The 13,519-nt window shown below is 72.4% G+C and carries 13 protein-coding genes; 3 read left to right on the top strand and 10 right to left on the bottom strand.

What is annotated here, in order from left to right:
• Positions 1-89: 89 nt before the first annotated feature.
• From SSNG_RS32045 to SSNG_RS32035, 3 genes are read right to left on the bottom strand one after another with little or no spacing between them, the layout of a single operon-like run.
• Positions 90-941 carry an amino acid ABC transporter ATP-binding protein gene (locus SSNG_RS32045; RefSeq protein WP_050779799.1) on the bottom strand — a complete coding sequence of 284 codons (852 nt, stop codon included), beginning with the start codon at positions 939-941 and terminating at the stop codon, positions 90-92.
• 7 nt (positions 942-948) lie between these two features.
• A complete protein-coding gene (locus SSNG_RS32040; RefSeq protein WP_042802488.1) occupies positions 949-1,749 on the bottom strand; it encodes an amino acid ABC transporter permease in 801 nt (266 codons plus the stop codon).
• Complete coding sequence (locus tag SSNG_RS32035) at positions 1,746-2,540, bottom strand: ABC transporter substrate-binding protein (protein ID WP_042804477.1); 795 nt, start codon at positions 2,538-2,540, stop codon at positions 1,746-1,748. Before SSNG_RS32035 ends, SSNG_RS32040 begins: the two co-directional genes overlap by 4 nt.
• 893 nt (positions 2,541-3,433) lie before the next feature.
• Between SSNG_RS32035 and SSNG_RS32030 the strand changes: the two genes are divergently transcribed.
• Entirely contained in the window at positions 3,434-4,105 is a 672-nt protein-coding gene (locus SSNG_RS32030; protein ID WP_050779798.1) for a transcriptional regulator, read from the top strand.
• A gap of 68 nt (positions 4,106-4,173) precedes the next feature.
• Here SSNG_RS32030 and SSNG_RS32025 read toward each other — a convergent pair whose 3' ends face one another.
• The 3 genes from SSNG_RS32025 to SSNG_RS32020 form a co-directional block, all read right to left on the bottom strand.
• A complete protein-coding gene (locus tag SSNG_RS32025) occupies positions 4,174-5,616 on the bottom strand; it encodes a nucleobase:cation symporter-2 family protein (protein ID WP_042802487.1) in 1,443 nt (480 codons plus the stop codon).
• A gap of 285 nt (positions 5,617-5,901) precedes the next feature.
• Positions 5,902-6,072, bottom strand: a complete 171-nt coding sequence (locus SSNG_RS42580) for a hypothetical protein (protein ID WP_165365047.1) — start codon at positions 6,070-6,072, stop codon at positions 5,902-5,904.
• A gap of 184 nt (positions 6,073-6,256) precedes the next feature.
• Complete coding sequence (locus SSNG_RS32020; RefSeq protein ID WP_042802486.1) at positions 6,257-6,919, bottom strand: DUF4360 domain-containing protein; 663 nt, start codon at positions 6,917-6,919, stop codon at positions 6,257-6,259.
• Between the two features lie 257 nt (positions 6,920-7,176).
• Here SSNG_RS32020 and SSNG_RS32015 point away from each other — a divergent pair, with 257 nt between their 5' ends.
• Positions 7,177-8,130 carry a nucleoside hydrolase gene (locus SSNG_RS32015; RefSeq protein WP_007268092.1) on the top strand — a complete coding sequence of 318 codons (954 nt, stop codon included), beginning with the start codon at positions 7,177-7,179 and terminating at the stop codon, positions 8,128-8,130.
• 52 nt (positions 8,131-8,182) lie between these two features.
• Here SSNG_RS32015 and SSNG_RS45455 read toward each other — a convergent pair whose 3' ends face one another.
• From SSNG_RS45455 to SSNG_RS32000, 3 genes are all read right to left on the bottom strand, one after another.
• On the bottom strand, positions 8,183-9,952 hold the full coding sequence (locus SSNG_RS45455; RefSeq protein ID WP_347232484.1) for an IclR family transcriptional regulator C-terminal domain-containing protein: 1,770 nt from the start codon (positions 9,950-9,952) through the stop codon (positions 8,183-8,185).
• Positions 9,953-9,957: 5 nt separating this feature from the next.
• Entirely contained in the window at positions 9,958-10,536 is a 579-nt protein-coding gene (locus SSNG_RS32005; RefSeq protein ID WP_241253482.1) for a sigma-70 family RNA polymerase sigma factor, read from the bottom strand.
• Positions 10,537-10,943: 407 nt separating this feature from the next.
• On the bottom strand, positions 10,944-11,576 hold the full coding sequence (locus SSNG_RS32000; protein WP_007268088.1) for an NAD(P)H-dependent oxidoreductase: 633 nt from the start codon (positions 11,574-11,576) through the stop codon (positions 10,944-10,946).
• Positions 11,577-11,882: 306 nt separating this feature from the next.
• Between SSNG_RS32000 and SSNG_RS31995 the strand changes: the two genes are divergently transcribed.
• Positions 11,883-12,629 carry a polysaccharide deacetylase family protein gene (locus SSNG_RS31995; protein ID WP_241695168.1) on the top strand — a complete coding sequence of 249 codons (747 nt, stop codon included), beginning with the start codon at positions 11,883-11,885 and terminating at the stop codon, positions 12,627-12,629.
• A gap of 85 nt (positions 12,630-12,714) precedes the next feature.
• On the opposite strand, the gene SSNG_RS42575 is transcribed toward SSNG_RS31995, so the two are convergent.
• Positions 12,715-13,519: hypothetical protein (locus SSNG_RS42575; RefSeq protein ID WP_165365046.1), on the bottom strand; the 805-nt coding region annotated here is incomplete at its 5' end.

The raw sequence follows: 13,519 nt of genomic DNA, 5'->3' as shown, positions 1-13,519 counted from the left end.
GCGGAAGTCCCGCACGGCCCCCGCGGCACCCGGCCCGCGCTCTCGGCGTGCCGGGCGTCGCGGGGCGGGCGCCGCTTCGCGGACAGGCCCTAGCCCCGGGGCTCCGGCGGGGGTTGCCCGTCGACCGGTCCCTCGGCCGGTCCCTCGGCCGGGGCTTCGACCGCCGCCGGGTCGAGGACGCGGTTGAGGAAGTCGCGGGTGCGTGCGTGCCGCGGACGGGTGACGACCTGTTCCGCGGGCCCCTGTTCGACGATCACGCCGGCGTCCATGAAGACCACCCGGTCCGCGACCTCACGGGCGAAGCTCATCTCGTGGGTGACGACCATCATGGTCATCCCCTCCCCCGCCAGGACGCGCATGACCGACAGGACCTCGCCGACGAGTTCCGGGTCGAGCGCGGAGGTCGGCTCGTCGAAGAGCATCACCTCCGGTCCCATGGACAGGGCACGGGCGATGGCGACGCGCTGCTGCTGGCCGCCGGAGAGCTGGGCCGGGTAGGCGTCGGCCTTCGCGGTGAGGCCGACGCGGTCCAGGTTCTCGCGGGCGACGGCGGCGGCCCGCTCCTTGCCGGTGCCCAGGACCCTGCGCTGCGGGAGGGTGAGGTTGGCGGTGACGCTGATGTGCGGGAAGAGGTTGAACTGCTGGAAGACCATGCCGATGCGGCGGCGGGCCGCGTCGATGTCCACGTCGAGGTCGGTGAGTTCCGTACCGCCGACGAAGACCTGGCCGCTCGTCGGCTCCTCCAGCAGGTTCACGCAGCGCAGCAGGGTGGACTTGCCCGAGCCGGAGGGGCCGATGACGCACACCACCTCGCCCCGGCCGATGTCGAGGTCGATGCCCCGCAGGACGTGGTTGTCGCCGAAGGACTTGTGCAGTCCCCGGATCTCGATCTCCGGGCGGTCGCTGCCCATCGTGTCCCCCGTTCCCGTGGTCTGTGGCATCGGTTCCTCACGTGGCCTTGTCGGCACGGGCCTCGAGCCGGCGCACCACGAAGCTCAGCGGCACGGTCACGAGGAGGTAGCACAGGCCCGCGACGAGGATGGGGGTGGAGTTCGCGGTCTCGCTGGCGAGGTCCCGGCCGAACTTGGTCAGTTCCCGCTCCTCCAGCGTCACGCCGAGGAAGAGCACCAGTGAGGAGTCCTTGAAGAGGAGGACCAGTTCGTTGGTGAGCGGGGGGATGACGATGCGGAACGCCTGGGGGATCACCACCGACACCATGGCCCGGCCGTGCGAGAAGCCGAGCGAGCGGGCCGCTTCCATCTGCCCCTTGGGGACGGCCTGGATGCCGGCGCGGATGGTCTCCGCCATGTAGGCGGCGGCGACCAGTCCGAGGCCGAGCGCGACCTTCCCGTACGTACCGCCGGGGATGGCGGTGCCGGGGAAGGCCAGGGGGACCGCCACGCCGACGAAGATGAAGATGAGCAGGGCGGGCAGCCCCCGGAACAGCTCGATGTAGACGCTCGCGACCCAGCGGTACGGGGCCACCGAAGACAGCCTCATCAAGGCGATGACCAGGCCGAGCACCAGCCCGAACAGGAACCCGGACAGGGTGTACACCACCGTGTTCCGCAGGGCGATGGTGATGATCTCCGGGAAGAGCCTGGACGCCAGGTCCGTCTGCGCGAACTGGTTCTGCAGCCGGCCCCAGTCGGCGAGTACGCCGACCAGGACCAGGACGGCGACGAAGACCGCGTACTGGACGCCCTGCCAGACGCGGCGCCGCTGCCGCCGGGTGAGCCGTGAGGTCACGACGTGGCCTGGGGCAGCGGGCCGATCCACTGTTCGTAGATCTTCTTGTAGGTGCCGTCGGCCTTGGCGTCGGTGACCGCCTTGTCGATCGCGGCTAGGAGGGCGGTGTTGCCCTTCTTCACCGAGAAGCCGTACTTCTCGCCCGTCTCGATGTTCTGTCCGAGGACGAACTCGGCAGAGTTCTTGGGGTCCTTGAGCCAGCCCTGGACGACCGGGTAGTCGATGACGACCGCGTCGACCTGGCCGGTGCGCAGGCCGTTGAGCACCGCGTCCGAGCTCTCGAAGGCGACCGGGTTGAAGCCCTGGGCCTTGGCGTAGCTCTCGCCGGTGGTCTCGGCCTGCGCGCCCAGCTTCTTGTTCTTGGCCTTGAGGTCGGCGAGGGAGGTGATGCCGCTCTTCTTCGTCGCCAGCAGGGCCTGGGTCGCGTCGAAGTAGGGGACGGAGAAGTCGACGTTCTTCTTGCGTTCGTCGGTGATGGTCATGCCGGCCGCGGCGAGGTCGCACTGTCCGGAGTTGAGGAAGGCACCCGTCTTGAAGTTCTCGAACGGCGTGTCGAGGATCTTCTGTTCGACTTCGAGCTTCTTCGCGACCAGGTCGATCAGGGCGACGTCGAAGCCGACGACCTTGCCGTTCTGCTCGAACTGGAACGGCGGGTAGGGCAGGTGGGTGCAGGTGGTCAGCTTGCCCTTCTCGACGACCTTCACGCCCCCGGCCGCCTCCCCCGGCCCGTCGTCACCCGAGGAGCAGCCGACGGCGAGGAACAGCCCCGCGGCGGCGGCAGCGGCGGCCAGGGCGCGCGGGCGCCGGCGGGAGGGGTGGGGGTGGCCGCCGTCGCGGTGACTGCGGTGTCCTTCGGCCGTCCGGAACACGGTTGACCTCCACGGGGGTGCGGGGGGGAGCGGCGGTCCGCGGAAGGGGACCGTCCGTCGAGATCGTAAGCCCCGGGGGCGCACCGGCAAGGGACCGTGCGCGATGCGGCGCGAAGCGTCCTGCCGCGGAGCGCCGGGGGCGGCAGGAGTCCGGGAGGCGAAGGGCGTACGGCGTTCCCGATGCGAGCTCGTCGTTACTCCGTCGACGGTTTTGCGGGATTTCCGCCGGGGGGCCCGTCGTACTGCCGGAGAACGCCCTGGTGAGAGCCTTCCCCGCACCCGGACGGGCGACCCCGGGGGCGCGTGGGCGCGTTCACGGCGCGTGCGGGAACACATGTCGCGACTGTGGACCTCGTGCCAGGATCGGGACGGGGCAGCGTGGATTCCTCCATATGCCGACACATCCTCACTTCCCCGCCGCCCGCGCCCGTTTCCCCACACCGTGTTTTCCCCACGGCCACAACAGGCCGGAGCGGCCGGAATTCCACCACGGTTCGAGCGGCTTTCCCCTCGCCGTCCTCGCCGGGCCGCCGCCGATCGGCGTCCTCGCCTCCCGCGGCAGCCTGCGCACCGCACTGCCCAGAACCAGGAAAAGAATTCCGCTTCTGCTGGAGAAGATCCCTAGCAGTCGTTGATCACTTAGCCCAGCGCCAGCAAAGCCTTTGAAACAAAGGGGAATTGCCAGTTACAACCTTCTGTATATCTGTTACTGTGCCCGCGCCTGGTGTTCGTTCAGCATTCCGTTTCCCAGAGGTGGCGTGTACGTGTACAGCACTCCGTTTTCCCCTGCCGGGGCCAGATCCGCCCGCGCCCGCATGGGTCTGAGCACGGTTCAGGTGGCCGAGGCCATGGCGGCCTGCGGGAGCCCGGTCCATCCCGCCATGGTCGCGGCGTGGGAGCAGGGCTCCCACGTCCCTTCCGACCAGCACCTGTTCGCCCTGGCCGACGTGCTGTGGTGCGACGCGGCCACCCTGATGGGGACCACGCCGAGGACGCTCGCCGAGTTCCGGCTGGCCCGCCGGCTGAGCGTGGAACGGCTGGCGTACCGGCTGGGCATGGACCCGTCGGAGTACCGCGCCGCGGAGGCGTCGGGGCAGTGGCACGGCGACTCCTGGCAGACCAGGGTGCTGGTGGAGGCCCTGGGGCTGTCCCTGCGCGCGCTGACCATGGTCACGGGCCGCGCGGAGGAGTTGGAGGGACACCTGCGGTCGGCGGTGGCCGGACGCTGGAAGGCGCACGTCGATCCCGTGGTGGAGATCGCCTCCGTCGACGCGACGAGCGTGGGCGACGCGCTGCGGACGATGCACGCCGAGCTCGCCGCCTTCTCCGAGCGGTACATGGGCCACCTGGTCGCCCGCAACGACGACTCCAGGCTGAAGGAGATAGCCGCCGAGCGGTCCGCCTACCTGCGCCGCCTGGCCGACCACTTCTGGGAGCTGGTCGGCGATCAGGGCGAAGCCGCGCCCGGCCACCCGGCGGGCGGCTGACGCGGGGGCGGGCAGGGCGCCCGGCGGGCCGGGAGGGGTACGGTTCCCCCTCCCGGCCCGCCCGTGTGTCAGCGGGCCGGCGCCCAGGCGGGCGGCCCGGACGGGCCGTCCTCCTCGGCGTCGGGTTCGACGTCGTCCCAGTCGATCTCCATCGTGCTGCGGCTCGTGAACACGTTGAAGAGCAGGTTCAGCAGGATCGCGGAGAGGGCGCCGAGCGTGATCCCGCTGTCGAGCACGGCCCGGACGTCGTCGGGCATGCGCTCGAAGAAGGGCCTGACCGTCGTGGGCAGCAGGGCCGCGCCGAGACTGACCGCCAGGATCAGGGTGTTGCGCTCCTCCCGCAGGTCGGCCTTGGCCAGGATCTGGACGCCGACGGCCGCGACGATGCCGAACATGGACACCGCCGCGCCGCCCAGCACGGGGTGCGGGACGGAGGCGACCAGGCTGCCCGCCTTCGGCAGGAGACCGAGCACGACCATGAACACGCCGGCCGCGACCACGACGTAGCGGCTCATCACCTTCGACATCCGGACGATGCCGATGTTCTCGGCGAAGGCCACGTAGGGGAAGGAGTTGAGGATCCCGCCGAGGACCGTCGCGACGCCGTCGGCGCGCAGGGCGCGCGCGACCGTGTCGGCGTCGACCTTCTTGCGGGTGATCTCCCCGATGGCGTAGACGTCGCCGGTGGTCTCCACCATCGTGATCAGCATGACGACGAGCATCGCGGCGATCGGGAGCAGTTCGAAGCGCGGCATGCCGAAGTGGAAGGGGGTGGTGACCCCGATCCAGTCGGCCTGGGCCACGGAGCCGAAGTCGACGTCCCCGAAGAGCCAGGCGACGGCCGTTCCGACGACGAGTCCGAGGAGGACGGCGAGGCTGCTGAGGAAGGGCCTGCCGACGCGGACCAGGGCGAGGATGAAGAGCAGGGTCCCCAGCGCGTACGCGAGGTTCTTCGCGGACCCGTACGCGGGCGTGCCGATGAGGTGGGCGCCGCCCGCCGCGTCCTGCAGGGCCACGGGGATGAGGGTGATGCCGATGATGGTGAGGATCGTGCCGATGACGACCGGCGGGAAGTACTTCACCAGCCGGCTGAAGAGCGGCGCGAAGGCGAAGGTGGCGATGCCGGCCGTGATCACCGCGCCGTAGACGACGAGCAGGCCGGCGGTGCCGCCGCCGGCGCCCAGGCCGATGGCGATCATGGGTGAGACCGCGGTGAAGGTGACCCCCTGGACGAGGGGGAGCCGGGCGCCGGCCTTCCAGACGCCGAGGGCCTGGACGATCGAGGCTATGCCGCAGGTGAGGAGGTCCGCGTTGATGAGGTGGACCAGCTCCTGGCGGCCGAGTCCGAGGGCGTTGCCGAGGAGGACGGGGACGATGACCGCCGCCGCGTAGAACGCCAGCACGTGCTGGAATCCGTACAGGGCGAGCTGGGGGAACGGAAGGAGTTCGTCGACGGGGTGTGTCCCCTGTCGGGTGGACTGCCGGGAGGAATGTCTGGTGGCTCTTGCCATCTCTGCCTTGCCTTCGCGAGGTAGGTGAATGAGAGGACCGCCGCGCTTCCAGCCCCGGGGTGGCGGGGCGAGCGCAGGCCGGCTCGCACGGAGCCGACGTCGGGCGGTGTTGCCGACAGCACGTCGCTCTGGATGCAGATTGCGCCCCGGATTGGCGGGACATCCTTCGATCGCCCTCCGGATCCCTGACTGGGCATGGGATCCGAAGGCGCCGTTGACCGGAGGGCGCTCACCATAACCAAAGGGCGGGTTTCCTCGCGAGTAACCGGAGCTTCCGCTTCCCGATCAGGGCCGGCGCGGCGCGGTACGGGGACCCTCGGGCCCCTCCTCGGCGTGCCCGGCGGGAGCCTCCGGCTCGTCCAGGTCCTGGAGGCCCGGGAAGCGGTACGGGTCGAGCGCCCACTGCGGCGTCCCGGAGGAAAGTCCGTACGTCGGTGCGGTGTTCACGGTGCTCATCAGACCTCCCGGTAGTGGAGTCATCACTGAACGTCATGACTCGTTACTCTCCGCGCCCGGTTGCCGGTGCTGGACATTCCCACCCGAACGCCCTCAATGGCATCTCTTCACACCACCTCCGGACATGCGCGAGGGGCCGCGCCCAGGGGGATCCCGGGCACGGCCCCTCGCCGTCCCTCCGGTGTCAGCGCCGCTGCGGGCACGTCTTCCAGGAGAAGTGGTACACGGTGTTGAAGCTGCCGTCGGTGGAGTCCATCGCGACGAAGCTGGTGGTGTTCGCCGTGTCGGAGGAACCGGCCTGGGCGCGCAGCTCGGTGTTGATGTTCAGGTTCCGCTTGGCCCCGCAGGGATGGAAGACCAGGGCCTCGACGGGCACCGCGTCCGACACCTGCCAGTTGCCCTCGGCCGGGCCGTTCAGGGTGTGGCTCCGGTAGGCCGTCTGCTGCATGCCCTGGAAGTAGTAGCTGGCGTTCTGGGTGGCGCTCGCGCCCTGCGCCAGGCTGGCGAAGCCGCGGTAGTCCGCCTTGGCGATGGCGTAGGTGTACCCCTGGGGCACGTTCACGCTGAGGCCGAGCTGGCAGTTCTTGCGGAAGTCGGTCGTCTTGGCGTCCTTGCCGACCTGGGCGAGGTACTCGCTGTACGTCACCGTGAAGGCGGTGTTGTCCGGGGAGACCGCGACATTGGCGGTGCCGGGGCGACAGCCGGAGCCGTTGACCTGGACCACGTCGACGGTGATCTGCCCCGGCGGCGCGGGGAACGGCAGGGCGGGCGCGGCGCCCGCGGAGGGCGTGAGGGCGGCAGCGGCGAGCGCGGCGGCCGCGCCGGCAGTGAACACCGTTCTGAGCATGGGGAGTCCTTCCGATCGCTGCTGTGCGTGATCGGCACGAACCGTTCCACACTCCCCGCGGCCATCGGCGCAGGCGCGTCAGCCGCGGCCCCGTCACCCCGCACACGTCCCCCGTCCGGGGCAGTCGTCCGACCATCAGACCGTGCGCCCGAGGCGGTGTCCGCCACGACCCGGCCGCCTTTTGGCTCGTAAGGGGCGGCCCGCGCGGCCGTCCGGCGGCAGACTGGGCCGTCCAGGCCCACGAGGAGGTCCAGCGCGTGCCCGTTCCGATCATCATCGACTGCGACCCCGGACACGACGACGCCTTGGCGATCATGCTGGCGGCGGGAGATCCCGCCGTCGACCTCCTCGCCGTCACCACCGTCGCCGGGAACCAGACGCTGGAGAAGACCACCCTCAACGCCCGCCGGGTCCTGACCCTCGCCGGTGTCACGGACGTGCCCGTCGCCGCGGGTTGCGACCGGCCGCTGCTCCAGCCGCTGGCCGTCGCCGCCGACGTGCACGGCGAATCGGGGCTGGACGGACCGCGTTTCCCGCCGCCCACGGTGGACGTGGTGCCCGAACACGCCGTGGACCTCATCCACCGGATCCTCGTCGAGCACCCCGAGCCGGTCACCCTGGTGCCGACCGCCCCGCTGACCAACATCGCCCTGTTGCTGACCCGCCATCCCGACAGTGCCGGGCACATTCGCGAGATCGTGCTGATGGGAGGCTCGGTGGGACCGGGCAACCGCACGCCGGCGGCCGAGTTCAACGTCTGCACCGACCCGGAGGCCGCCGCCGTCGTGTTCGGCAGTGGCGTACCGGTGACCATGTGCGGGCTCGACGTGACCCACCAGGCGCTGGCCACCCCGGAGGTGCTGGCCCGCTTCGAGGCCCTCGGCACCCCGATCGGCTCGGTCTGCGTGGAGCTGCTGACCTACTTCGCCTCCGCCTACCGCCGGCTGTGGGGCATGCCCCACCCGCCGCTGCACGACCCGGTGGCGGTGGCCAGGGTGATCGACCCGGCGATCGTGGGCTGCGCCGACGCCAACGTCGTCGTCGAGCTCCAGGGCCGCTACACGCGCGGCGCCACCGTCGTGGACCTCCACCAGTACGTGGGACGGCCCGTGAACGCGCGGGTCGGCACGACCCTGGACACGGAGCTCTTCTGGGACCGCATGGTCGGCGCGGTGGCCGCCCTCGGCTCCCTCGGCCCCGGCGGGGCTTGAGGGCCCTGCTCGCGGCGGAGGCCGGCCCCGCGTGCGGGGCCGGCCGTTGTCGCTAGGCGGTGGTGGAGAGGAAGGGGCGGTGCAGTCCGGCCGGGGCCGCCGCGCCGGCCGCCGCGTCCGTGAACCACTGGGGTCCCGGGGCGGCGGGTGCGCTGCGGACCGGTCCGGGGGCGGGCTGGGCGCTGCCGGCCACGATGAGGGCCAGTAAGACGGCGGCGGCCTCGCTCTGCAGGATCCGGGCGGCCTGCCTCAGCCGGCCCGGGTCGGGGACGGGGATGGACAGGGCCACGCATTCGGCGTTCGGGCCCGAGGTGATGGGGACGGCCGCGCACACCGTGCCGAGGGCGTACTCCTGGAGGTCGAGCAGCGGGGCGCCCGGCCTGCGCGCGTCGAGCTGGTGGAAGAGGGCCTTCTCGCTGCCGATGGTGTGCGGGGTGAACTTGGACATCCGGTGGCGGTCCAGGTGGTCCTTCCTGTCGTCGTAGTCGAGCTGGGTGAGCAGGGCCTTGCCGACGGCTGAGGCGTGGGCGGCCGACCTGAAGTCCACCCATTCCTCGACGACGGGTGTGCCGGGGCCGTCGGCGTACTGGGTGATGGAGACCTCGCCGTCGGTGTAGCGGGCGACGTAGACGGCGGCGCCCACGGCGTCGCGCACCCAGGCGAGGGTGTCCTTGAGGTGGCCGCGCCCGTCGCCGCCCGCCGCGTCGGTGAGCGTCAGGGCGTTGCCGGCGACGTAGGCGTCGGGCCCGGTCGGGGCGGCCAGGCTGGCGCGGACGAGCTGTTCCACGGCCCGGGCGATCACCAGTTGCGGCAGTTTCGTCTCACGGGCGATCTGGGTGAGGCTGACTCCGCCCGAGTACCGGTTGACCACCTCCAGGACGCGCAGCGCCTGGTGGACGGATTCCAGGGCGGCGGACGCCGGCTGGCCTTCCGGGCCCTTGCGGGCGGCGTGCGTCAGGTGCGGCTGCTTGAGCGCTTCGAGCGCCCACGCGTTGGCCTCCCCCGTCAGGTGCAGGGGGTTGAGGCGGGCGTGGTGGGCCACGGCCACGGCGACCGGTGGGCTGGGGGTGAACACGTCGCCCAGGTCGGGGTGTTCGTGGTTGGGGCGCGCCGCGACCGCCTGGCGCAGCCGTGCGGGCAGCCGGTAGGGCGGCCGCGCGGCCCGGCCGGGGCCGCTGGTGAGCGAGCTGAGGTCCTGGGTGGTGATGGGCGGGGAGGTCCAGATCACGGAGGCGGCCAGGGCCTCTTCGAGGTCCTCGGGGATCTGCTGCAGATGGGGCAGGTGCTCCTCGGCGGGCAGGGTCCGGGCCTGCTGCTTCCAGTGCCTCGCGGTACGGACCTCCGCACGGGAGAGGTGGTGGAGGTAGAGGCATTGCGCGGCGGTGCGGGAGCCCGCCCCGGCCGCGTACTGGAACCAGAACCGGGCGCCCTCCGTCCGCTCCGTCAGGTGGAGCAGACAGCCGAACAGCAGGGCCGAGTCCACTCCGTGCGGCCAGGATTCGGCGTGCAGGGCGAGCTCCGCGAAGTCCCGGCTCTCCACGAGGGACCAGGTGACGTCGTCCAGGGCGCGGGCGGCCCGCACGTGGCAGGCGGCGTCGAGGACCAGGTCGTCGTGTTCGGCGGGGCCGGTCTGCCCGCGGGCGGGCAGGTCCGGTCCGGTGGCGCCGCCGATCGCGGAGCGGGCCCGGTCGGCCACGATCCGGCGGGCGATGCGGCGCCGGGCCGCGCCCTCGTCGTAGCCCGCGTACTCCTCCGCGAGCACCGCGGCGTTCTTCAGGGCCGCGTCCAGTTCGCACAGCGGCATGTCACGGTCAGCGGGCATGTCGCTCACTGGTCCTTCTCCTCTCCGGGGATCCAGTCCACCCCGAGCTTGCGGGACAGGGTTCGGCGTGCGCCGCGTACGTGCGAACGGACCGTCGCGGGGGAGATCCCCATCATCCGTGCGACCGTGTCGGAGTCGTTGCCCAGCAGGAACGCCAGCAGCACCACGTCGTACTGCCGCTCGGACAGCTCCGCGATGGCGGCGTACAGGCCGAGCTTGGACTCCAGCAGTTCGAGGCGTTCGCGTGACGAGCGGCGCAGGGCCGAGAACCACGCCGTCTCCACCATGGCCACCTGGCGGCCGAGGGCCGCCAGCCGGCGTTCGACGTGTTCGCGCAGGACCGCCCAGGCGAAGCCGTGCAGGCTCGCCTCCTTGAGGGCCTGGCGCCACACCTTCAGGAGGAAGGTGAACACGTCGTCGACGACTTCCTGCGCGTCCTTGGCGTTGCCCAGCTGGAGGTGGGCGTAGCGCAGGTACGCTCGGTGCTGCTGGGAGTGGAACGCGGTGAACTCCACGGGCAGGACGCCCGCCAGTTCACTGGAGACCGTCTGGTCCCCCGCTGGGTCGAACTCGCCTTCGCTCATGCACTCCCCCACCGTTGCTCGTCGCCGCCCTCCAGGGCGGTGGGTGTCACATCGCTCGAGAAAACACGGACCGTGGTGGTGACTATCAGCGCGAGGGCGACAATCTCGGCAACATTCACTTCGGCGCGGAACCTTCCAAGTGGTGTGTGGGGTGGTCGGCTGCCTGCCCCCGTGTGCGACAGCCGTGGAGCGCAAGCGCCCCCCATCACCACCCCATCGGAAAGCACGCCCGATCGTGCAAGCCGGTGCCGGAATTCTTCCGGAAGAGTGGCATCCGCCGCCCCGCACGCCCCCTGGGCACCAGCGCGCGCCCCCGGGCACGGGTACGCGCCCCACCCCGCCCGCGGCTGTGCCGGGCGGGGGTGGGGCGCGTCCTTGGTGGTGCCCGACCTTGGTGGTGCGGCGGCTCAGTCCTGGGCGCGGGCGGTGACCGGCGCGTCGGTCCGGTCGCCGAGGAACTCGTACCAGCGGCGCTGGAGGCACAGGTAGCGGGTGTCGGCCTCGGCGAGGTCGAGGAAGGACTCGACGGTCGCCGTGAGGCGCTCGCCGAGCCCCCGGTCGCGCAGCGCGCCGTCCTCGGTGAACTCCTGATGGGCCATCGCCAGGCTGAACATGTCGGGGTAGACCCGTGCCCCGAGGTGTTCCAGCGGGACGCGCAGCGCCCACAGGCCCCGGTTGCCGCCGACCATCGAGGGCGAGGCCGACACCAGCAGGACCTGCTTGTCCTTGAAGGGCTGCGGCCGGACGCGGGACACCCAGTCGACGGCGTTCTTGACCACGCCCGGGACGGAGGCGTTGTACTCGGGCGAGGCGATGACCAGGGCCTGCGCGGCCTCGATCCGCTCGCGCAGGGCCAGGGCCCCCGGCGGCACGCCCTCGTCGGCCTCCAGGTCGCCGTCGTACAGCGGCATCGGGAAGTCGCCGAGCATGGCCGGTTCGGCGGTGGCGCCGGCCCGCACCACGAGGCTCGCGACCAGGGCGGCCAGGCGCGCGTTGACCGAACCGGTCCGGGAGGAGCCGGAGAGCACGAGCGCGTGCAGCGAGGCCCTGCCGGTGGGTTCCCCGTGCTGCGGGCGGGCCGGGTCCGACGGGAAGCGGTTCTGGTCGGTGGTGTTCACGGCTGTCTCCCTTGCGGTGCGCGGCCCGCGATGACGGAGGCGGGGTGGCCGAAGCGGACTGTACGGGGCCGCCGGCCGGTGCCGGGTCCGGGCACACCGTGTCACTGCCGTACGGCCGGCGGAGATCACCCGGGTGCCCGGCACGGCTGCGCGGCGCCCGGCCCGCCGCTCTCGCACACTCGTGGCAGCGCCGCGCGGTGCGGTGCGCCGGCCGAGGGAGCGACTGTGGTGGATGTGGGACGACGTGCCGCGATGGCGGCGCTGCTGGCCGCGGGTCTGGTGCCCGCCCCGAGTGCCGTGGCCGCCGCGGCGGCGGGACCGCGGCCGCCGGCGTCGCTGCTGGGGCAGGAGGTCCGGCGGCTGCCGACCTCGCGCAGGGTGGTGGCGCTCACCTTCAACGCCGCCTGGGACGAGAGCGGTCTCGACACGGTCCTGACGGAGCTGCGGCGGCGGAAGGCGGCCGCCACCTTCTTCCCCACCGGCCTGTTCGCGAAGGCCCGTCCCGCGGCCGTGCGGGCGATGGCCGCCGCCGGGCACGGGCTGGGCAACCACTCCCACAGCCACCCGTACTTCGACGACCTCGGCACGGCGGAGCGGGAGCGGGAGGTGCGCACCGCCGACGCGGCGATCCGTACGGCGTCCGGGGCCGAGCCGCTGCCGTTCTTCCGGTTCCCGTACAGCTCGACCACGGAGGACGCGGTGGCGGACGTCAACGGCCTGGGGTACGCGGCGATCGAGTTCACCGACGACACGAACGGCTACCTGGGGCCGGCCGGCGGGATGACGGTGGACAAGGCGGTCCGCCGGGCGGTGCGCGCCCTGGGCCCGGGGGCCATCCTGCAGATGCACGTGGGCAGCAGCGCGGGCGACGGGGTCGTCCTCGACGCGCAGGCCCTGCCGCGCATCGTCGACGCGCTGCTGGAGGAGGAGTACGCGGTCGTCGACCTGCGGGAGTTCCTGACGGCCGCACCGTGACGGGCGACCGCCCGCCCCCTCGGCCGCGGGGGCCGTGGGAGCGGGCGGTCAGGGTGTTCCCGGGCGTCCGCTCAGGACGGCGCGACTACCACCAGATGACGACGTAGCCGGAGCCGCCGGTCTGTCCGGGGCTGCCGGCCTGGCCGGGAGCGCTGCCTCCCGCGCCGCCGTCGCCGCCCTCGGCGGCGCCCGGGGGAAGCTGGACGATGCCGTCGGCGGGGGCTCCGCCCTGGCCGACCGCCGTACCGGCGCCACCGGGCGTGCCGGGGGCTCCGGCACGGTTCACGCTGCTCGTGGTGCACGAGCCGTTGCCTCCCGCGCCACCGGCGCCGCCGGCACCCGCGGTGGTGGTGCCGCCGCCACCGCCACCCCCGCCGCCACCGCCGGTGGCGGTGGCCAGGGTGGTGTTGGTCGCCGTCGCGACGACGGTCGTGGGGTCGCCCGGGTTGCCGGAGGTGCCCGCGGTGCCCGCCGCACCGCCGCCGCCGGCGGATCCCCCGTCGCCGATGTCCACGCCGTAGTCGGCCAGCGGGCGCACGGTGAGGGCGCACCAGGTGAAGCCGCCCGCGCAGCCGCCGCCGCCCGCGCCGCCCAGGGAGGTGGCGGAGGCGCCACCGCCACCGCCGCCACCGCCGCCGGCGCCCCAGGCCTGGACGAACACGGTCGTGACGCCCGCCGGCACCGTGAAGGTGTTGTCGGAGGTGAACTGGCGCAGACCGTGCGGGAACTGCACGGCCTTCTTCTTGTGGTCGTCCTTGCCCTTGTCCTGGTTCCTCTGGTCCTGGGCCGACGGCTTGGGCCCGTCCGCGAACGCCGCCGGGGCGGTCACCACCAGCTGGCCGGACAGGGCCGCGGCCGCGGCGATGGTGGCGAGCAGCAGCCGGGACCGG

It is taken from the genome of Streptomyces sp. C, from assembly GCF_000158895.1.
GTDB classification, from domain to species: domain Bacteria; phylum Actinomycetota; class Actinomycetes; order Streptomycetales; family Streptomycetaceae; genus Streptomyces; species Streptomyces racemochromogenes.
This window is presented reverse-complemented; position numbering and strand designations above follow the sequence as displayed.

Coding starts and splice junctions, on each gene's coding strand:
- SSNG_RS32045 (WP_050779799.1), bottom strand. CDS start 941: ATGCCACAGACCACGGGAACGGGGGACACGATGGGCAGCGACCGCCCG.
- SSNG_RS32030 (WP_050779798.1), top strand. CDS start 3,434: ATGGGTCTGAGCACGGTTCAGGTGGCCGAGGCCATGGCGGCCTGCGGG.
- SSNG_RS32025 (WP_042802487.1), bottom strand. CDS start 5,616: ATGGCAAGAGCCACCAGACATTCCTCCCGGCAGTCCACCCGACAGGGG.
- SSNG_RS42580 (WP_165365047.1), bottom strand. CDS start 6,072: ATGAGCACCGTGAACACCGCACCGACGTACGGACTTTCCTCCGGGACG.
- SSNG_RS32020 (WP_042802486.1), bottom strand. CDS start 6,919: ATGCTCAGAACGGTGTTCACTGCCGGCGCGGCCGCCGCGCTCGCCGCT.
- SSNG_RS45455 (WP_347232484.1), bottom strand. CDS start 9,952: ATGCCCGCTGACCGTGACATGCCGCTGTGCGAACTGGACGCGGCCCTG.
- SSNG_RS32005 (WP_241253482.1), bottom strand. CDS start 10,536: ATGAGCGAAGGCGAGTTCGACCCAGCGGGGGACCAGACGGTCTCCAGT.